The sequence below is a fragment of the Phocaeicola sp. RTP21359st1_B8_RTP21360_211022 genome (genome assembly GCF_040911965.1).
Taxonomy (GTDB): domain Bacteria; phylum Bacteroidota; class Bacteroidia; order Bacteroidales; family Bacteroidaceae; genus Phocaeicola; species Phocaeicola vulgatus.
In genome coordinates this window covers 25,456-46,630 of sequence record NZ_JBDFXP010000040.1, presented here as the reverse complement: position 1 = coordinate 46,630, position 21,175 = coordinate 25,456, and the positions used below count along the sequence as shown (strand labels likewise).

13 protein-coding genes, 1 tRNA gene and 1 pseudogene are annotated in these 21,175 nt (G+C 38.7%); 8 read left to right on the top strand and 7 right to left on the bottom strand.

The features are described 5' to 3' along the window. The 5 genes and pseudogenes from AB5062_RS17850 to AB5062_RS17830 all read right to left on the bottom strand — a co-directional run. A pseudogene (locus AB5062_RS17850) lies at window positions 1–194 on the bottom strand (IS256 family transposase); the annotation flags it as partial. A 134-nt stretch (window positions 195–328) separates the two neighbouring features. Further along, window positions 329–1,573 carry a site-specific integrase gene (locus AB5062_RS17845; protein ID WP_229097097.1) on the bottom strand — a complete coding sequence of 415 codons (1,245 nt, stop codon included), beginning with the start codon at window positions 1,571–1,573 and terminating at the stop codon, window positions 329–331. Between the two features lie 155 nt (window positions 1,574–1,728). After that, a tRNA-Pro gene (locus AB5062_RS17840) sits at window positions 1,729–1,803 on the bottom strand. A 158-nt stretch (window positions 1,804–1,961) separates the two neighbouring features. Beyond that, window positions 1,962–3,293: a PAS domain-containing sensor histidine kinase gene (locus AB5062_RS17835; protein WP_005842249.1), complete on the bottom strand. Its 1,332-nt coding sequence runs from the start codon at window positions 3,291–3,293 to the stop codon at window positions 1,962–1,964. After that, on the bottom strand, window positions 3,290–4,657 hold the full coding sequence (locus AB5062_RS17830) for a sigma-54 dependent transcriptional regulator (RefSeq protein WP_005842251.1): 1,368 nt from the start codon (window positions 4,655–4,657) through the stop codon (window positions 3,290–3,292). Before AB5062_RS17830 ends, AB5062_RS17835 begins: the two co-directional genes overlap by 4 nt. 223 nt (window positions 4,658–4,880) lie before the next feature. Here AB5062_RS17830 and AB5062_RS17825 point away from each other — a divergent pair, with 223 nt between their 5' ends. From AB5062_RS17825 to AB5062_RS17790, 8 genes are all read left to right on the top strand, one after another. After that, a complete protein-coding gene (locus AB5062_RS17825; RefSeq protein WP_032938546.1) occupies window positions 4,881–5,804 on the top strand; it encodes a tetratricopeptide repeat protein in 924 nt (307 codons plus the stop codon). A 49-nt stretch (window positions 5,805–5,853) separates the two neighbouring features. After that, entirely contained in the window at window positions 5,854–7,323 is a 1,470-nt protein-coding gene (locus tag AB5062_RS17820; protein ID WP_005842256.1) for a TolC family protein, read from the top strand. A gap of 84 nt (window positions 7,324–7,407) precedes the next feature. Beyond that, window positions 7,408–8,658: an efflux RND transporter periplasmic adaptor subunit gene (locus AB5062_RS17815; protein ID WP_012055571.1), complete on the top strand. Its 1,251-nt coding sequence runs from the start codon at window positions 7,408–7,410 to the stop codon at window positions 8,656–8,658. A 10-nt stretch (window positions 8,659–8,668) separates the two neighbouring features. Next, on the top strand, window positions 8,669–11,065 hold the full coding sequence (locus tag AB5062_RS17810; RefSeq protein WP_032952848.1) for an ABC transporter permease: 2,397 nt from the start codon (window positions 8,669–8,671) through the stop codon (window positions 11,063–11,065). 13 nt (window positions 11,066–11,078) lie between these two features. Continuing rightward, window positions 11,079–13,448, top strand: coding sequence for an ABC transporter permease (locus tag AB5062_RS17805; RefSeq protein ID WP_032952849.1), 2,370 nt, complete (start codon window positions 11,079–11,081; stop codon window positions 13,446–13,448). 20 nt (window positions 13,449–13,468) lie between these two features. Beyond that, window positions 13,469–15,868: an ABC transporter permease gene (locus AB5062_RS17800; protein ID WP_032952850.1), complete on the top strand. Its 2,400-nt coding sequence runs from the start codon at window positions 13,469–13,471 to the stop codon at window positions 15,866–15,868. A gap of 19 nt (window positions 15,869–15,887) precedes the next feature. Further along, on the top strand, window positions 15,888–16,562 hold the full coding sequence (locus tag AB5062_RS17795; RefSeq protein WP_005853399.1) for an ABC transporter ATP-binding protein: 675 nt from the start codon (window positions 15,888–15,890) through the stop codon (window positions 16,560–16,562). 59 nt (window positions 16,563–16,621) lie between these two features. Then, complete coding sequence (locus tag AB5062_RS17790; protein WP_032952851.1) at window positions 16,622–18,973, top strand: ABC transporter permease; 2,352 nt, start codon at window positions 16,622–16,624, stop codon at window positions 18,971–18,973. 7 nt (window positions 18,974–18,980) lie between these two features. Here the strand turns inward: AB5062_RS17790 and AB5062_RS17785 are convergent, their stop codons facing one another. Both AB5062_RS17785 and AB5062_RS17780 read right to left on the bottom strand, forming a co-directional pair. Continuing rightward, window positions 18,981–19,868 carry a DMT family transporter gene (locus tag AB5062_RS17785; protein ID WP_005853396.1) on the bottom strand — a complete coding sequence of 296 codons (888 nt, stop codon included), beginning with the start codon at window positions 19,866–19,868 and terminating at the stop codon, window positions 18,981–18,983. A gap of 87 nt (window positions 19,869–19,955) precedes the next feature. Continuing rightward, window positions 19,956–21,143, bottom strand: a complete 1,188-nt coding sequence (locus AB5062_RS17780; protein WP_005842272.1) for an aminotransferase class I/II-fold pyridoxal phosphate-dependent enzyme — start codon at window positions 21,141–21,143, stop codon at window positions 19,956–19,958. Between the last annotated feature and the right edge of the window lie 32 nt (window positions 21,144–21,175).

The following is a 21,175-nucleotide window of genomic DNA, read 5'->3' as shown; positions in this document are numbered from 1 at the left end:
TTATTTCCTATCACAGAATTCTTTTCATATCCCAAATGGGCATCCATTTCACCTTCAAGCATCTTTTCCAATACTTGGGCATGCAACTGCTTCAGAAACTTGCTCACATCGGCTTCTGTCTTGAACTGACTGATAAACTTGCTTAAAACCTCATCAGGCACTACTTGATTCTTTTCTTTCATAAGCTTCTTCATTTTGCAAATGTATAAAATAAAAAATACGAGACTCATTTCTGAATCCCGTATTTCCATTTACACAAAATATTTTATAGTGCCTCGATAAACGAATCAAGCGGCTATATTTTATAGATAACCGCTTGATTTTTGAGTTAGGATTTCATCAGCATTATGTCTGCTCTCATTTCCAAAAACTCCTTATATTTCTCCGGATGGTCCACATAATCAATCACCCGGTTGATGGCTATTTCCGCTTGTTTCTCCTTTACCTTAGCGTAATAGCGTATCACTCCCCTACTCTTGTCCGAATGCCCTAAACAGTAGTCTATCACTCCATCAGGTATCCCTAGTTCTGAAGCTAATTGTGCAAAGGTTTTCCGGGCGGAGTAGTAAACCACACGTTCCTTTATCCCAAGTTCCTTTGCAAGCTTCGCTATTCCCCGTGATATATGACGAGAGAAATTCTTATAAGTGAAATTATAATGAAAATCCAGCTTACCGGTTCTTGGGTTCATCCATTTTGCTATAATACAGGCTGCTTTCTCGTGAACAGGCAATATAATGACATTTGCATTGGAAGTCCGCCCCATAATCTTCTTACGGGAGTATTGTATATACCTAGAGCTTCTAAAATCCATATCCATCAAGTCAGTCATATTAATACCTCCGAGATAAAATGAAAGAGAGAACAAATCTCTGGCTACTGACAGATAATTACTGTCAACCTCAGCATTAAGTATCTTGGACAAAGACTCCAGCCTGATACTGACATCGCGTACAGGAGATTGCGGAATAGAATAATCTACAAAAGGATGTACATTATATGAAACCTTTCTCTTTTTTATCGCCCTGTTTATGATTGTCCGCGTATTTCTCATTACTATCCCCAATGTCGCCCGGCTCCAATTCTTTTTCTCAAGATACGCTGCATATTGCTCTATAAGTTCCGGGGTAATATCGACAAGTCGTACATCCCCACGCAGGAACTTCAAGAAATGAGCCTCACTTTCCCTCATCATATTAGCATAGTTGGTTTTACTGTTTTTAAACAGTTCCTCAATATATGCATCACACACAGACTTAAATGATTCCCCCTGTGTATCCACAGATTCCCTTAAGATGAAATCCTTCAACTGTGTACATGAATAGATACCTAGATTATCTATCTTGTCCAATCTTTCCTGATACTTATTGAGAAGATTACGCAATTTTGTATTTATCATTGCGGCATCCGGGCGTTTTACCACCTGTCCGTTCTTGAACTGGGAGAGATTATCTATGATAAACCGAGTGATAATGTAGCAAGTTTCCTGCTTATGGCAAACGGCCACTCTAATTTTATGTCTGCCATCTTTTAAAACTTTTGCTTTGAAAATTGTTAGTTTGAGAGTTGCCATACTGATTAAAATTAAAGGATAAGTTTTGGATAAGTTTTTGTGTCCATTGATGGGCAAAAATTCCTTTTTTTTAATCAATAAAATGAAGATTTTTATAATAAAAAAGGCTTTGAAAACAGCATCAAACCACTGATTATCAAAGCCTTTTTCTTTTGTCGGGGTAGCGGGATTCGAACCCACGACCCCCTGCTCCCAAAGCAGGTGCGCTAACCGGACTGCGCTACACCCCGAATCTTTTTTTATTTTTTCAATCGCTTTATCTCTCAAAAGCGATGCAAAGGTACGGCTTTTTTTTATATATGCAAATATTTAAAGCGATTTTTTTCTACTTTTTTTCGCATTATTACTTATCAAATTATAAATCAAAACATTAACCTTAAAACTTTTTTTATCCGCAACAAAGAAATTTCAGTGTAAAACAACTCCCCTTTCCGATTTCACTACTCGCCGAGATACTTCCACCATGTAAATTCATAATTTGTTTGCATAAACTGAGTCCTATACCACTACCTGTTGGCTTCGTTGTAAAAAAAGGAACAAAGATTTTATCCAATACTTCTGGAAGAATGCCACTACCATTATCACAGACAGAAAGGAAAAATAGATGTTTTTCTAAATCACAATGTGTGCTAATGATAACTTCGGGATAGATTTGCTCTACACAAGCCTCACCTGCATTCTTTAGTAAATTGATTAATACTTGTTCTATCTGTGAACGATCCAGCATCAGTGTCGTTTCTGGGTTTTCTACTTTATATATATATTGTATGTTTTTATTAGGAAACAGTTTTTTCATATCACTCAGTAAATCACCTATATTTACTGGAGCCAGTATCGGAACAGACAGACGAGAAAGTTTACGATAGTTTTCCACAAAATTCAGCAACCCTTTACTTCTTCTATGAATAGTCTGCATCCCTTGCAACATGATATTGTAATCTCTCTCATTCATACCATTTTGTACAGCACGCTCACTTAATGTTTCACTTAATGAAATAATGGGCGCAATGGAGTTCATTATTTCATGAGTGAGTACACGAATCAGCTTCTGCCATGCTTCCATCTCATTTTCCTCCAATACAGCATGGATATTCTTTAAATTAACCAACCGGAGTTCCGTACCATGTTGAGCGGAATATTCAGATACCGTAACAGCCAATTCTTGTATAATATCTCCTTTATGTATTCGTACTGTTTTAATTTCTCCAGGCTGTAATGACAGGATAATAGTAGGAAAATCAGAATTTAACAGAGCCAATTCCCTGACAGAATGAATACGATAACCGCACAAATCCTGCATGGCTGCCCGGTTCATCCAATGTATATTGCACTGACTATCTACTACCAGCAAACTGCTGTCAACAGTATTCAATAATGTTTCATAATATTGATATCGCTCTTCATTCTCGGACAACCGAGTACGGAATTCAGCAACAACATTATTTATTTCTTGTGCCAATCGTTGTTCTGTACGAGTTTTGTGCTGGGTAGAAAAACTCAAAGAGAAATCTGCATAACGAATACCTTCTATCATTCGCGATATCATACGGGTCGTTTTATACTGCCACTGACAGATATAAATGATAATACCTGCCATAATCATCAGCGAAAAAAACAAGCAAAAATAGAGCGAATGTTGATAAAAGAGATATGCAGCTATAGCTACTACCCCCATTAATAACATACAAGCTATCATCCGTAAAGTTTGTAAACGACTCATAACCCTAATTTTTCAAGTTTCCGATAAAGAGCGTAACGGGTAATCCCCAAATATTCCGCTGCACGACTCAAGTTCCCTTCGCTGCGTTTCATAGCACGTTCTATGGCATTGCGTTCTAATTGTTCCAAGTTCAGTATCTCATCCGTATTCACCCTCTTCTCGGGTTGTGGCTGCAACATGAAATTTGCAGGCTTTAACAATGGCGAGTCCGAAAGAATAATTGCCCGTTCTATGGCATGCTGCAATTCGCGGACATTACCCGGCCAATGGTAACGCATGAGTTTCTGCTTGGCTTCGCGGCTCAGTCCGTTTATCTCTTTCTTATATTTATGAGTATACCTTTGTAAGAAATAATCAGCCAGTAAGAGAACATCCTCTCCCCTTTCCCGCAATGGAGGAATAGTAATCTCAATCGTATTGATACGATACAACAGGTCTTGACGGAAATTACCCTCCTCCACCAATTCTCGGATATTTACATTTGTTGCGCTTATCAACCGAACATCAATAGGAATTATATCCGTTGCTCCCAAACGTGAAATCTGCCGTTTTTCTATGGCTGTTAGTAATTTGGCCTGCATAGGTAATGACAAATTCCCTATTTCATCCAAAAAAAGCGTTCCTCCTGATGCCACCTCCATACGTCCCGCCTTTGCTTTGCGGGCATCTGTAAAAGCCCCTTTTTCATAGCCGAACAATTCACTTTCGAATAATGATTCAGGTATGCTCCCCAAGTCAATCGTTATAAAAGGACATTCACGACGAGGAGAAAAATAACGTAGAGAACGGGCCACCAAATCTTTACCGGTTCCATTTTCACCCAATATCAAAATATTAGCATCAGTATCCGATAATTTCCGAATAGTATCAAAAACCTCTCGCATAGGCGCTGAGTGACCTATCATTTGAGGCATCTCTTCATCCTGCGCGCTCAATGCTACAACTTGTTCTTTCAGTTGCCTGACCTCTTTACGAGAATCACGAAGTTTGATAGCCGATGAAAGCGTAGCAAGTAGTTTTTCTTTTTCCCAAGGTTTGGGAATAAAGTCAATAGCTCCAGCCTTAATGGCCCGTACTGCTTTATCTGTATCCGCATAAGCAGTCATAAACAAGACAATAGCCTGCGGATCTAACTTTAATATCTGCTCTAGACAATCGAATCCTTCCTGCCCGCTGATAGCATCCCGACGAAAATTCATATCAAGCAAAATAACATCAGGTTGAAAAGTAGTCATGAAATGCTCAATACGAGTCGGTTGAGTAGTAACTTTTATTTTTTCCACGTAGGGATCCAATAAAAGGTTTAGTGCAAAAAGCACGTCCTCATTATCATCTATAATCAATATTTTTCCTTTTGCATTCATTATTTTATCCTCAATATATCTTGTTATACGAATAAAAGATTTTCTATCCGCTTTTTTGCAAAGATATTGTTTTTTTTAATGTGTTGTCTGTGCGGATACGCACAAAAATAGTGCGTATCCGCACAGAGACATCATTATCTTTTATCCCACAAAAATCTGGTAAACAAAGAGATAAGATAATGGCACGCTATTTGATTAGTCTACAATACTAATATATTAAGTTATGAAAAAAAAATCAGTAATAGCTATCAATTTATGCCTTATAGCAAGCATAGTAACTCTATTCGGCAATAAGATCTATATGCTTTATATAGGTGACTGCCATCAATTGTGGGAAGAAGCACAAACTCACTATGTTAATCGACAATATGAAAAAGCACGCGAGTTATTAGAAAAGATAGCTCACATTGATACGGCCCATCATGCCCAATATCTGACAGGCGATATGTATTTAAAAGGCTTAGGAGGTGAAATTGATTATGATAAGGCTTTGAAACTTTTTCATCAATCGGCAGCGGGCGGAAACACGTATGCTGAAAACAATATAGGTTTTATGTACACATATGGTTTGGGAGTCACTAAGGATTACAGCCAAGCTTTCAAATGGTTGAACAGAGCTGCCACTCAAGGAAATCCAGAAGCTCAAATTGGCATGGGAAGCCTTTATAAAAACGGTTGGGGAGTACGTAAGGATTGTTACATTGCTATGACTTGGTACCTACGTTCTGTAGCTCATGGTAATACGGACGCCATGAACAATATCGGTTATTTATATAAAAACGGACTTGGGGTTCCCAAAGACTTTGAAGAAGCTTATTTTTGGTTTAAAAAAGCAGCAGATAAGAATAATCCGATAGCTCAATATAATATAGGAAATATGTATTGTTATGGCGAAGGAATGGAAAAAGACTTTGCTAAAGGAGCTGAGTGGCTGACCAAAGCTGCTTTACAGGGGAATGCTCCTGCACAATACAACCTGGGCCGCATGTATCAGTGGGGTAAAGGTGTAAAAAAAGACTTACAACAAGCCCGGTTCTGGTTCCAAAAAGCTATAGACAACGGTCATGAAAAAGCAAAGGAAGCATTAACCAAAATAAAAAGCGACTTATCCAAAGAAGACACCGAAGACCCACTCCTGTTCACCTAACTATAAGCCAAAAGTACTAATAGGTATAAAGACATAAAAAAAAACGAACATGAAACTATATTGTATTATAGCACTTTCTCTTCTGCTTCGCCCGGAAACAGCCACAGCACAACAAGAAGAATCAATAACATTGAGTTTGCAACAAGCTATTGAAATAGCACAAGAAAACTCACCGGAAGCACAAGCTGCCCGTCATACCTATCGGGCAGCTTATTGGAACTACCGTTTTTTCCGGGCGAATTATCTTCCCTCCGTCACATTAACTTCATCTCCTACCCTAAATCGGGAGATAAACAAGATTACCCAACCGGATGGAACAAATCAATTTATCCAGCAAGACCAGTTAAGCACAGATCTCAGCCTTAAAATAAATCAAAATATATGGTTTACCGGTGGCAGCTTGTTTGTAAAAAGTACCACCCAACGCATTGATGAATTTGAAGATAATCATACAGCGTATAACACCCAACCCATAGTAATAGGTTACGAGCAGCAACTTTTTGGATATAATTCTTTAAAATGGGATCACCGTATCGAACCCCTTCGCTACCGGGAAGCCCGTAAAGCATATGCAGAAGCATTGGAACTTGTAGCCTCAGAAACCAGCACTCTTTTCTTCAACCTGGCAACTGCACAAACTAATCTTGACATAGCCGCCTACAACTATGCTTCTGCCGATACTTTATACAGGTATGCTGAGGGAAGATATAATATAGGAACTATAACTGAAAACGAAATGCTACAGCTGGAAATAAACAAACTGACAGAAGAAACCAATATGATGAATGCCCGCATCGAAGTAGAGGACCAAATGCAAACACTCCGTTCCTTCCTTGGCATTAATCGGGAAATAAATTTACGAGTCATTCCGGAAGACAGCATTCCTCAACTCGAAATCCCTTTACAAAAAGCATTACAACTGGCATTCAAAAACAGTCCCGATCCTGACACTTATAAACGCAAACAATTAGAAAGCCGCAGCGCATTAGCTTCTGCAAAAGCCAATGCAGGTTTGAAAGCCGACCTGTATGTACAATTCGGGCTTTCTCAAACCGGAAATAAATTTGCAGATTCTTACCGAAACCCCATGAACCAACAATATGCCAGTATTGGTATTTCTTTACCTATCCTGGATTGGGGTCGTGGAAAAGGACGCGTTCGTGTAGCTCGTTCCAATGTAGACTTAGTAGATACACAGGCTGAACAGGGAATGAAAGATTTTGAATTGAATGTATGTAAAATGGTCCGTCAATTCAATCTTCAAGCATACCGTGTAGCAGTAGCCGCCAAGACGGACAAGACGGCCGACCGGCGCCACGATGTAGCACGCCGGCTTTATATCTTAGGAAAATCGACAATTCTAGACCTCAATGCCGCCATTACAGAAAAAGATACCGCACGGAGAAATTATATAACAGCTTTGAAAACTTATTGGAGTCTGTATTATGGTATTAGAAGTATGACGGGATATGATTTCCTCAGAAAAGCAGAGATTTCATGTACTATACCTAAACCTTAACTACACGGCAGATATAAATGATCTTTGTATTATCGCCATACTAAAAAAAGAAATAAAAAAAATTATATCAAAAAACATAAACTAATGGATATAAAAATTGAAAAGAAACCGTGGTACATCCGCTATCGCTACTATATGATAGCTGCACTGGCCTTCATTATCTTCCTTATCTATGTGATAAGCCTTTCATTAGGTCCTCGCAAGCTGCGTATCGAAACAGACAACATTCAGATAGCCGAAGTAAAAGATGACAAATTTATGGAGTATGTAGATGTGGAAGGACTGGTGCAACCCATTCTTACCATCAAAGTAAACACTCGTGAAGCCGGCAGTGTAGACCGCATTGTTGGAGAAGAAGGGAATATGATGAAACAAGGTGACACCTTGTTGATACTGACTAATCCGGATCTGATTCGTTCCATTGAAGACCAACGTGACGAATGGGAAAAACAACGAATCACCTATAAAGAGAAAGAGATAGAAATGGAACAAAAGAGTCTGACACTGAAGCAACAGACATTACAGGCACAATATGAGATGGAACGACTGCGCAAGAGCTTCGGACTGGACAAAGAGGAATTCAAAATGGGAATTAAGAGCAAGGCTGAGCTTCAAGTATCTGAAGATGAATATAAGTATAAACTGAAAAATACGGCATTACAAATGGAAAGCCTGAAACATGATTCATCCGTAACCCTTATCCGCAAAGAATTATTGAAAAATGATCTGGAACGTGAAAGCAAAAAACTGAAACGTGCGGAAGAACGATTGGAGGATTTGATAATAAAAGCTCCGATTGGCGGCCAACTAAGTTTTGTGAAAGTAACTCCCGGCCAACAGGTTGCTTCGGGAGAAAGTATAGCTGAAATAAAAGTGCTGGATCAATATAAAATTCATACTTCTTTAAGTGAATATTACATTGACCGCATCACAACAGGTCTTCCGGCTACCGTAAACTATCAAGGGAAACGCTACCCCCTGAGAATTACTAAAGTAGTTCCTGAGGTAAAAGACCGTATGTTTGATGTAGATTTGGTATTTACCGGAGAAATGCCCGAGAATGTCCGTGTAGGAAAGAGCTTCCGGGTACAAATAGAATTGGGCCAACCCGAACAAGCTATAGTTATCCCACGTGGAAATTTCTACCAGTCTACTGGAGGACAATGGATTTACAAAATAAACCCATCAAAAACAAAAGCTGTAAAAGTTCCATTGAATATAGGACGCCAAAACCCGCTTCAATATGAAATCACTGAAGGTTTACAGCCTGGAGAATTTGTAATTATCACAGGATATGATACCTTTGGTGACGCAGAAGAATTGATATTAAAATAAAACATGCAACATGAAAACTTTGAAATATGCCTGGCGCTTCTTAATGCGTTCTAAATCGTATACTATCATTAATTTGCTAGGACTGGCTTTCAGTCTGGCATGCAGCATCATCTTGATGCGATATATCCATAGGGAACTGACGGTGGATGCACATAGCGTAGATCCGGAACATATCATCATTCCTATACGGGATATAGAAGGAAATCTTCATCCGGGAAGTTTGCAACAAGGTTGGTCTGAAACTGATTCTGTTTATATTCCTGACCATCAAATAGTGGAACAATGCCGCCTGATGTTACAGCAGCGAGACAATGTGGTATATGAAAACAGTAACTATGCAATGAATATAGCAGCAGTTGACTCCACTTTTTTTCATTTCTTCCACTACCCGGTTGCAGCCGGTGAGGCCCATTTAGATGCCCCTGGTGACGCCATCATCACCCAGCGCTATGCCCGTAATATATTTGGTAAAGAAAATCCGATAGGAAAAGTATTGGAATATTATGGTAAAAACATCACCATCAAGGGAGTGATTGGAGAATTGGGATGCAAATCATTACTTCGGTTCGATCTACTGGTATCATACAGATTGGTGGAACACTGGCAACGTATGGATATATCACTGATGCGCATACTCCCCGGTGTAGATCTGGATAAGATAAACAAAGCAAGCAATGTGTACAGAAAGGACAAAAGGGGAAACAGAATACGCTGGGAATTTATTACTTGGAAAAATTTATACTGGAGAAATTCCATTGGTCACGATGACGATTACGATTCCATCATGCAATTCGGTAACCGTACACACCTGTATATTCTTTCAGGAGTAACCATATTGCTATTATTGGTAGGTATATTGAATTTCATCAATATTTATATGGTATTTATGATGAAACGTTCTAAAGAATATGGAGTAAAGAAAGTATTCGGCTTGCAGCGTCTGCCTTTGTTTTTACAAATATGGATAGAAAATCTGTTATTAGCCTTTGCCGCATTGCTAACCGCCTGGCTGTTGATAGAAGCAACCCAAGTACCAGTCAGCCGGTTGATGAATGAACAAATTAGCTATTCGGCATTCGACTGGCAATTGTCTTTGGGATTCATCATATTATTACCTTTGGTCACTTCTATTTATCCATACATCAGATATAATTATCTCCCTCCTATTGTGTCTATCCGTTCAATAACATCAAACCGTCATGCTATCACTGTACGTATGACATTCCTTTTTTTTCAATACATTATAACCATATTACTCCTTATCCTGTCCTTTTACTTTGGCAAGCAACTGCATTTCCTGCTGAATACCTCTCCCGGATATCGGACAGAAAGAATTCTCAGAGCTGAGTTGTTACACGAAAACAAAAATTATCTGCGCTCTGATACAGAAGAAAAGCGCAATGAGCGCTTTGCCCGCCAAGACCGTATCAAGCAACTATTAAACGAGTGTCCTCACATTGAAATGTGGATGAATTCCCATTATTCTATATTAAGAGGAGGCTCTATCTGCATGTTGTTAAATGACCAGGATACCCGTCAACCCATGCTCACCCTATTTCCTTCTCCACAATTCTTCCAACTATATGATTTAAAAGTACTGGAAGGAGAAATCCCCAAAAAATTTGAAGGTTGGAGTGACAATAAAATGGTACTGAACAAAGCAGCAATGAAAGCTATGGGCTATACTCGGCTAGAAGATGCTTTTGTACGCAGCGAATCCCCGCTTTGGATTAGTGTCAGCGAAAAAGGAGAAATGGAAGAAGGTGGAACCAAACTTATGCCTGTAGTGGCTGTAATAGCCGATTATTACCCAAGCCATCTCACTGAAGGAATAAAACCGATGGCATTTGTCGTAGGGCCCAGCAGCGGCAACAGCGATTTTTTGATTGCCGTCAATCCCGATAAAGAAAAAGAAGTCATAGAATATCTGAAGAAAACAGAGAAAGAAATATATAATACCGAAGACTTCACCTATACTTGGTTGACAGATGAAGTCCACAAACTTTATGCTCAGGACCGTCAAACAGCAAACATTTACTTTGTCTTTGCCTTGATAGCAATCATCATCTCCTGTTTGGGATTATTTGGATTATCCTTATTTGATATCCGACAACGTTATCGTGAAATTGCCATCCGCAAAGTAAATGGCGCAGGGATGAAAGACCTTTACCTGCTATTGTTCCGCAAATATATCAAAGTAATAGGTTGTGCATTTGTATTGGCTATTCCACTTGCTTATTACCTCATATATATGTATACACGGGATTTTGCACTAAAAATACCTGTAGATATAGGAATTTATTTAACAGTTCTAGCTATCATTTCCTTTATTTCATCAAGCACATTAATTTGGCAAATACACAAAGCTGCTCAAATTGATCCCGCAAAAATTATAAGATCAGAATAAACACACATTAAATATGAAAACACTGAAATATGCCTGGCGCTTTTTAATGCGTTCTAAATCGTATACTATCATTAATTTGCTGGGACTGGCTTTCAGTCTGGCATGCAGTATCATCTTGATGCGATATATCCATAGGGAACTGACAGTGGACACACATTGCATCGACAGGGAGCATGTGTATGCTATCTGTACCAATACAGAAGGTAACCGGGGACTGAGTGGACTGAAACAATATAACTATGATACCATTTCTATCGACAATCGTTTCGTAGAAGCTATGACCACCTATATTCCATTGGAAAAGGACTATGTCATTTCCGGTACCAACCGTATTCCGGCACGTAGTCTCGTTACCGACAGTGTATTTTTCCAGTTATTTCATTATCCTATAGTGCAAGGAAAGCTATCTCTCACAACACCTCAGTCGGCATTATTAACAGAAAAATACGCCCGTAAGATTTTCGGTAATGAAAATCCGATAGGTAAAGTACTACGTTATAGCAATGGCAAAGATATTACCGTAGAAGGCATTGTAGGAGAACCTGAGTGTAAAACTACAATTAACTTTGATATCATCCTCTCTTCTAAATTATCCCAACATTGGGAAAGGATGAATACAGAGCTCTATCGTTTCCTACCCGGTACAGATATAAATGCCATAAATAAGACAGGTAGTGTCCCACGATATATAAATGACCCTAAATATGACACTCGCACACATACTTTTTCTTTAATTTCTGTGAAGGATATTTACTGGGACGGTTCTTTAACAGACCGTGAACCTGCTATGTTTCTTTCGGGAAACCATTCCCACTTAATCATTTTGTCGGGCGTATGCCTGTTATTGCTCCTCACCGGCATTTTGAATTTTATTAATCTTTACCTAGTAGCATTATTACGCCGCGGAAAAGAATATGGATTGAAGAAAGTATTTGGTGTATGCGGCAAAACATTGTTTGCCAATATATGGATTGAAAATACATTACTAGTTCTGAGCGCCTTATTAGTATCCTGGCTTATTATTGAAATAATGTCTGCCCCTACTGAATATTTGTTCGACATTCACTTTTCTTATACGGCTTTCGACGGATGGCTTTCGGCAAGTATTTTATTATTGTTACCAGTAATAACTTCTATTTATCCATACATTAAATACAATTACACCTCCCCCATTCTTTCCATTCGCTCTATCGGTGTCCAAAGTCATTCCAAACATTTTCGTATGTTCTTTCTAGGGGCACAGTATATTATAACTTTTTTGTTAGTGGTATTATCACTTTATTTTAATCGACAACTTGGAATGTTGTTAAATACCGAACCCGGCTTTCGTACTAAAAACATAATGAATGTAAATTTAGTATATGAATCGAAAGATTTTAGCAGTTATACTTATGAAAGTATGCAACAACGCCGCCAACGTGTCATGCAATTGGATAATGAACTTAATGCATGCCCTTTTATTGAATTGTACGAACCTAGCTATGAGAATATCCTTACTCCTACCTTTGGTACAAATTATCTGAACAATAAAGGAGAAAAGGTGTTTCTGAATATTCATTACGCCACTCCTGCATTTTTCAAATTATATGATATAAAAGTAATTGAAGGTGAGATACCCGATATAAATAAAGAAGACCGGCGCACTGTTTTTGTTGTAAACAAAGCCGCACTGAAAGCATTAGGCTATACTTCAATCAATGGCGCTGGAGTGATTGAAGAAAATCAAAAAAGGGCTAATGCTAACGCTTCTCTTCAACCTATCGTTGCAGTAGTAGAGGATTATTTTGAAGGACATTTGACATCTGGAATCAAGCCTACTATCTATCCTGTCGGAGCACGGTTCAGTGGTGATCTTTATCAGATAGCTTATACACCCGGCAAAAAGAAAGAAGTGATTGATTTCTTACGTAATTTGGAATATAAAGTCTATGGAAGTGAAGACTTTGAATATACTTTCCTGGAAGATGATATCAAAGCGATGTATACACAAGACCGCCAAACAGCCACTATTTATTCTATTTTTGCAGGTATGGCTATTATTATTTCCAGTCTTGGTCTGTTAGGGATTTCTCTTTTTGACATTCGCCAACGATATCGGGAAATAGCGATTCGTAAAGTGAACGGTGCAAGTGCCAAAGACCTTTACCGACTGTTATTCCGCAAATATATAACCGTTTTAATTATAGCATTTGTCATAGCTATTCCTTTGGCTTATTATCTGATAAATACCTATACTCAAGATTTTGCAGTAAGGGCACCTGTCAGTATAGACATTTTTATCATATCATTGCTGTTGGTAATAATCATATCACTGGGCACCTTAGCATACCAAATACAAAAGGCGGCATATATTAATCCGACACAAATCATGAAAACAGAATAATTTTATAAAACAACGGAAATATGTTAAGGCATTATATAAAAATGGCAATGCGCCACTTATTAAAAAATAAGATACAAAATCTGATATCTATCGTAGGGCTATCCGTCGGGATATTATGTTTTAGTATCTGTCTTTATTGTAGCCGGTTCATCAGCGAAGTAGATTCTTGCTTTTCCAATAAAGAACTCATAGCAGACATAAATTTATGTACAACACGGGGAGATTTGTATTCTGGTATTCCGGCAACAACGATTGAAGAATTGCGCAAACTTAGATTCGATGAGGTTCAAGATTTTACCTTTACCGTTTATCCCCGAGAGCGGAGTTACAACGTAGAGATAAAAGAAGGGAAAGAATTGCCATACGATCATTTGATGACAATGGAAGTAGACTCTCTTTTTAGGAAAGTATTCACTCCCCGAATACTACAGGGATCATGGGAAGTAGCCTCCAACACCCCCAATGCCATCATACTGACCCGCTCTTTAGCAAAAAGGATTTTCGGTGAATCAGAAAATCCCATAGGCAAACGTATGATATTGACACAACGTCTTTTTACAGCACCGGATACCACTCCTCGTACTGGAGGCATAGCCTATACCATTCAAGCCGTGATAGAAGATATTCCCCTGAATACCAGCCTGAGTTTTCTTGAGAAACTGGATATGCTGACTTTGAATGACAGTGAAGGAACATTGCAATTCAACGGTCGTAATAATATGACCGGAGGTTTTGGTTTTGCCCTGCTACATCCGGGTAAAACAGCTCGAAAATTAGAAGCCCGTTTTCGCTCCATAAATATGAAGCACCACATATATGACGAAGAAACAGCTATAACCGCCTCGCCCTTTGGAGAGGAATTTTGGGATAAGTCCATTGCTCCTTATTTTGCAGGAATAACCATGATAGTAGGCCTGTTGATTTTACTGACCGGACTTCTTAATTTCTTCCATTTTCTTATGGGAACTTTTTTGAATCGTAACCGTGAATACGGGATACGCAAAGTTATGGGCAGTGGAAACCAGCAACTTTTTTACCAACTCTTTGTCCAGTCTGTCATCATTGCATTCATCGCTTTCTTGTTTACGTTCTGCTTGATTGAAATAATCAGTCCCTATTTGAATTTCAATTTATTTAATTACGTTCTTATCATTGAAAAGAACCTCTTGTTTATACAGACCGCAGAGTATATGGTATTCATCTTATTTTTATGTATGATATTATGCTTTATAACTGTATTGCGCATACATTACACACCCATCCAGACAGAGATTCATGGCAGTGAGATAAAACGTCATAAACATGGAATGCGGAATATTCTGCTAGGCATCCAATTTTTTATATGCTGGGTTTTTGTCGCATTTACCGTAGCTCTTTATATGCAAGCGGAGAAAACAGAATCTACCCTATTCAACACATTGACTGAAAAAGAAAAAGCCAATATACTAAGTTTCTCCATAGATTATATGTTTATGAAGAATGAAGAGAAACTGGCTTTAATAGAACGTATATCCAAATTTTCCGGTGTACAAGACAAATTATTGGCAGACATCAGTTATCTGAAAGGTATATCAGGTACTGGGATGCAAATGGAAAAAGGTAACCCGGAAAGCAGTTTTGAAGTAAATGTCATGAATGTTTCCACTAACTTCTTCCAATTCATGAACATACCTTTACTATCGGGACACACATTAAAAGCCAAAGAGGATTTGGTAGTAGACAAAACATGGGCGGAACGCCAGAAAAAAGATCTGTTAGGAACTATTTTATACAATTACTCGGAAAGCTATACCATTTGCGGTGTATGTGACGATTTTATCGCCGATGTATATAATCAAAGTCCTGGATTTGTATTCTTACCCAGCGACTTCAATTATTATGTAGGTCATTGCTATCTGAAATGCGAGCCGGGGAAAACGGCTGATATAAAAAAAATGATAGAAAAGACATTGAAAGAAACACTCCCGGAAAGTATTCATCCTCATGTCACTACATTGCAGGAAGATATATATGAAGCACAAGCAATAGAAAATAAATTGAAAGGGATTATTCTGTTCTTTTCTATCGTCAGCCTGCTCATTACTTTGTTGGGAGTTTATTCGACCATCACATTGGATACGGAACGCAGACAAAAGGAAGTAGCTATCCGGAAGGTAAATGGAGCAGGATTGAAACAGATTATTTTATTGTTTGCCCGCCTTTATATAAAACTGCTGACTGTTTCCGCAATTATTGCATTTCCATTAATTTATATAGTCATACAAATATGGAAAAAAGCATATATTGTATTCTTTAATGACGGTATCATATATTGGGCAGGAATTTTCATCGGAATAACATTTATTACGGCCCTCACGGTATTATTCCGTATTCTGGGAATTGCACGAATTAACCCTGCAAAAGTAATCAAGAACGAATAACTTTATAAAATATAAGATTATGATCAAAACAGTAAACTTACAGAAAATCTTCAAAACAGAAGAAGTCGAAACATGGGCATTGAACAATGTCAATCTAGAAATCAAAGCAGGCGAATTTGTAGCCATCATGGGACCATCCGGTTGTGGAAAGTCCACCCTGCTGAATATCCTCGGCCTTTTGGACAATCCCACGGAAGGCACTTACGAACTGAACGGAACAGACGTTTCCAAATTTACCGAAGCACAACGCACCAATTTACGTAAAGGGGTCATCGGATTCGTGTTCCAGAGCTTTAACCTGATTGATGAATTGAATGTATTCGAAAATATCGAGTTACCCTTATTGTATATGGGGATTCCGGCGGCAGAACGCAAACGCCGGGTAGAAGATGCCATGAACCGTATGGCTATTGCCCATCGGGTAAAACATTTCCCACAACAACTATCCGGCGGACAGCAACAACGTGTTGCAATAGCCCGTGCTGTAGTAGCAAATCCGAAACTGATTCTAGCAGATGAGCCTACCGGTAATCTGGATTCCAAAAACGGTAAGGAAGTAATGGAACTTCTGACCGAACTGAATAAAGAAGGAACAACAATTGTTATGGTTACCCACTCCCAACACGATTCCGGCTATGCAGGGAGAACCATTAATTTGTTTGACGGGCAGGTGGTGAATGAAATAAAAATATAAGTCAATTTATTATAGAGGTGGTTTAACCACCTCTATAATAACAAAAGGATATTATAACAATGAACGTCTTCTTAAACATCAAACTTATTGCCCGCAACTGGTGGCGAAACAAACTTTTTTTTCTGATTTCGCTATTCAGTCTTACAGCTGGATTAGGATGCACCAATCTGCTTATGACTTTTTTTATCCATGAATATAATGTGGAAAAATATAATACCGACCGTAACCTCATTTATCTATTACGTCAAGACTCTCCAATGGAAGAAGGTATTAAAGTAGCCTACTCTACCTCAGACGCAGCCACACAGATAAAAGAAAAATATGCTGAAATTACAGATATTCTGCGTGTAAACGGAATGTCTGGTAATCTTTGCAAATATAATGGAACAGATATCAAACAGTTTCTTTTTATCAGTGCCGACTCTACTTTAAATCAATTTTTTCCTTATACAACTTCAGAAGGCAGCCTGGAAGAAGTCCTCACGACTCCGGACAAAGTTGCTGTAAACAAAAGATTTGCCCACCAACTTTTCGGAAATCATTCCGGTATTGGAGAAATCTTGGAAATAATCAATAAAGAAGGACAAAGTAAAAGTTATAAAGTAGCAGCTATATTAGAAGATCGTCCACAATCTTTTCTGCATTTTGATTTGCTGACAGGACTATCCGACAAATCATGGGGAGGTCCTGTATTATTGAAACTACAACCAGGTGCATCTCCCTTAGCTTTACAGGAAAAAATTAAAAAAGACAAGATTCCAGCATTAGTACCGGATTCACGATATTATATTGATCCGATAAAAGAACTATACTTTAATACAGGAAAAGACAGCAAGCAGCAACAGTTGGCTTTTTTCCAACATTGTGATGTATTATTACTATATATCAGTCTGATTTCGGCCCTGCTTGTGCTTATCATCGCTTGTTTCAACTATACAAATCTGACTCTCTCACGTACCCTGCAGCAACTTAAAATGATACATATAGAAAAGCTGATGGGAGCAAAATCAAAAGAAATCCGCAGTCAGTTATTTCTTGATGCAGCACTTACCGTTTTATTTGCATTCCTGTTATCATTATTGCTTATTAATGACATGCTGCCGTGGTTTAACAACCTGTTGTCTACCCGTCTTTCCTTCTCTTTCTTTTTCAGCCGGCAAGTTCTACCTTTACTTTTATCCTTCATTTTCCTCATGGCTGTCATTCCTGGTCTGTATATCAGCCATAAACTCTCTCAACAGACTTTGAGCAAGTATCGGCAAGCTTATACAGGAAAGAAAAAGCAACAATTTATATGGTTGCTTGTTACCATCCAGTTTATATTTTCAATCGGGTTAGTGTATGCAACCACTCTTGCACAAAAACAAATGGATTTAATCAAATCCCGTGCATACCATTACGAAAATACAATAGAAATAGGGAGTGGCACCCTTCCTCTGTTTCCGCTCTATCAGGAACTGAAACAAATGGATGGAATAGAGTCTATAAGTCTTTCCATGAGTTCTGTACTTTACTGTTGGCTTCGTGAACTTCCTATCCGACAAACAGACGGTAGTATCCAACATAATTCTATAGCACACATCCCTACCGACACAACTTTCTTCCAAACCATGCATATCCGGCAAATTGCCGGAGTATCTCCCTCCCAAGCCTGTCGGGAATATACTCATCCGGCTTTTATCAATGAAAAGCTTGCGCGTCTGCTGAACATAGATGTTTCCCACATAGGTCATAAACTAAATGAATTTGATGAATTCTCGGATTCATTAAGTACTATTGCAGGTATTTTCAAGAACTTCCCATTAAACTCCCTGGAAGAGGAAATCGGTGGTCAACAAATATCTATTGGAACAGAACAAGATTTAATTCAGAAAGGAACATTCATACAAATAAAACTCATTCCTGAATATTATAAAGAAACATTGGTATCTATTGAAAAATTATGGAAGGAAATGAATGGTGACAGAGGTTTCAAATATGTAGATATGCATAAAGAATTTATGTTGCGTAATAACAAAGTAATTATACTCTCCCGAATCCTTATCAGCTACTCATTTATTGCATTGGCCCTGACCTGTTTTGGCCTGTTCGGTATTTCATGGTACGCTGTACGTCATCGTACCCGTGAAATTGCAATCCGTAAAGTGCACGGTGCTTCCAATTGGGAAATAGTATGGTTACTAAACCGTTCGTTTCTATGGCAAATACTAGTAGCATACATCATCGCTATTCCGATAACGTGGTTATTAATGCAACATTGGCTGGAGCAATTTGCTTATCGAATTTCAGCCACACAATGGAATTTCCTGACCCCTGTTCTTATTGTATTGGTAATTACAACCATTACGATAACAATACATAGTTATCTCAGTGCACGCACTAATCCGGTAAACAGCCTGAAAGCTGAATAGCAAACGTCTATGTATATGTTCTCTTTTGCTGAAAAAGAACCAAGCTTACAGAAATCACAACAAGGATTATGCCCAAAGCACTGTATGTAGTAAAGAGTTCTTTGAATACAAATACCCCTACCAGGACTGCCGTAAGAGGTTCCAATGCACCCAATAAGGAAGTCAACGTCGGTCCTGCCAATTTTACAGCCTTCACCAACGTAATATTAGAGATCGCAGTTGCAGGAAGTGCCAGTCCTCCGATATAGAGCCAAGTGATTACATTGGTTTCCAAACGGACCCCCTCATCATAGAAAAGTCCTCCCAGCAAAAAGAACAAGGCTCCCAGCCCCATCACATAACAAGTTAATACCGTAGAATTAACTTCCACTGCTCTGGTTTTTCTTATACCTATTATATAACCGGCATAAGAGAAAACCGATATGCAGGCCGCTATCAATCCCATCATTCTATTTCCACCATTATATTCTATATTTCCGGAAGATAATAAAGATGCTCCTACTAATGATAAAACGATAGCAGCGAAAGTCACAATAGACTTTTTTTCTCTAAAGAAAACAGCCATTGTTACTGCAACAGCCAGCGGATACATAAAATGGATGATAGAAGCAACACCACTTGCAATATTCTGATAAGCTATGACAAGACTGAACGAAGTAAGCGCACGCAGCAAGCTCAGTCCGAAAATTGTTTTAAAATCTTTATACCCTATGTGAAAATCACATTTGGTAAGAAAAGCAAAAACAAGCAAGACAACTGTAGCAACTCCCCAACGATAAGTCAGCACTTCGAAAGAAGAATATCCAATAGCCAACAAGCTTATGGAAAAAAACGGTGCCAATCCGAAAGTCGCAGAAGACACTGCTGCATATAAAATACCTTTTATCCGATTCATGTCCTTTTCAAGTAAAGCGGATACAAAGATAGACAATAATACATAATAAAAAAACAGGTTGCCTTTGTAAAGGCAACCTGTGATATCTTACTTTATGATTTCCAACTTCTTAAAGCATTTGGTCAGTTTATCCACAGCATAGTCAACTTGTTCCTTTGTATGAGTAGCCATCAAAGCAACACGCACCAAAGTATCTTGTGGTGCACAAGCCGGTGGAATAACAGGATTAATAAATATACCCTCGTCAAATGCCAGTTTAGTCACTTCGAATGTCTTATCCGTATCACGAACATAAAGTGGAATAATCGGACTTTCAGTATCACCGATTTCAAAACCGGCCTGACGGAAACAATCCAAAGCATAATTTGTAATCTTCCACAAATTCTCACGACGTTCGGGCTCACTCTTGAGGATATGAAGTGCAGCACGTGCAGCAGCTGTTGCAGCAGGAGTATTACTTGCAGAGAATATATATGAACGTGAGTTGTGACGCAACCAGTTGATTGTATCTTTATCCGCAGCAACAAAACCACCGATAGAAGCCAGTGACTTTGAGAATGTACCCATAATAACATCTACCTGATCTGTCAGTCCGAAGTGATCACAGACACCTCGCCCGTCACGACCGAACACACCCAAGCCGTGTGCTTCATCCACCATGATACTTGCATTGTATTTGTCTTTCAAACGAACAATCTCAGGCAAGTTAGCCAAATCACCTTCCATAGAGAAAACCCCGTCCACCACAATCAGTTTCACAGATTCCGGTTTACACTTCTGAAGTTCTTTCTCAAGGGCTTCCATATCATTGTGCTTGTATTTCAACTGGGTGGAGAAAGAAAGGCGACGTCCGTCTACGATGGAAGCATGGTCACGGTCATCACAGATAATGTAGTCATTGCGGTCTGTCAGGCAAGATACCACACCCTCATTTACAGTAAAACCGGTAGAATAAACCAATGCATCATCTTTCCCTACGAATTCCGCCAATTCCTTTTCTAACTGAACGTGCAGGTCAAGCGTACCATTCAAGAAGCGTGAACCTGCACAACCTGTACCATATTTACGGGTTGCAGCAACAGCTGCTTCAATAATCCGTTCATCGTAGGTTAACCCCATATATGAGTTGGAGCCAAACATCAGCACCTTTTTACCATCCATGATAACCTCTGTATCCTGATGGCTGTCTATCTCACGAAAATAAGGGTAAACGCCTCTTTCCATGTATAGTTGAGGCAATCTGAATTTACTTAACTTGTCTTGTAATAATCCCATATCCTATTGTATATGTAAGCCTCGTCGGCCTA

Excerpts from the sequence above, each read along its gene's own strand:
- AB5062_RS17845 (WP_229097097.1), bottom strand. The coding sequence starts at position 1,573 with ATGGCAACTCTCAAACTAACAATTTTCAAAGCAAAAGTTTTAAAAGAT.
- AB5062_RS17835 (WP_005842249.1), bottom strand. The coding sequence starts at position 3,293 with ATGAGTCGTTTACAAACTTTACGGATGATAGCTTGTATGTTATTAATG.
- AB5062_RS17830 (WP_005842251.1), bottom strand. The coding sequence starts at position 4,657 with ATGAATGCAAAAGGAAAAATATTGATTATAGATGATAATGAGGACGTG.
- AB5062_RS17825 (WP_032938546.1), top strand. The coding sequence starts at position 4,881 with ATGAAAAAAAAATCAGTAATAGCTATCAATTTATGCCTTATAGCAAGC.
- AB5062_RS17820 (WP_005842256.1), top strand. The coding sequence starts at position 5,854 with ATGAAACTATATTGTATTATAGCACTTTCTCTTCTGCTTCGCCCGGAA.
- AB5062_RS17815 (WP_012055571.1), top strand. The coding sequence starts at position 7,408 with ATGGATATAAAAATTGAAAAGAAACCGTGGTACATCCGCTATCGCTAC.
- AB5062_RS17810 (WP_032952848.1), top strand. The coding sequence starts at position 8,669 with ATGAAAACTTTGAAATATGCCTGGCGCTTCTTAATGCGTTCTAAATCG.
- AB5062_RS17805 (WP_032952849.1), top strand. The coding sequence starts at position 11,079 with ATGAAAACACTGAAATATGCCTGGCGCTTTTTAATGCGTTCTAAATCG.
- AB5062_RS17800 (WP_032952850.1), top strand. The coding sequence starts at position 13,469 with ATGTTAAGGCATTATATAAAAATGGCAATGCGCCACTTATTAAAAAAT.
- AB5062_RS17795 (WP_005853399.1), top strand. The coding sequence starts at position 15,888 with ATGATCAAAACAGTAAACTTACAGAAAATCTTCAAAACAGAAGAAGTC.
- AB5062_RS17790 (WP_032952851.1), top strand. The coding sequence starts at position 16,622 with ATGAACGTCTTCTTAAACATCAAACTTATTGCCCGCAACTGGTGGCGA.
- AB5062_RS17785 (WP_005853396.1), bottom strand. The coding sequence starts at position 19,868 with ATGAATCGGATAAAAGGTATTTTATATGCAGCAGTGTCTTCTGCGACT.
- AB5062_RS17780 (WP_005842272.1), bottom strand. The coding sequence starts at position 21,143 with ATGGGATTATTACAAGACAAGTTAAGTAAATTCAGATTGCCTCAACTA.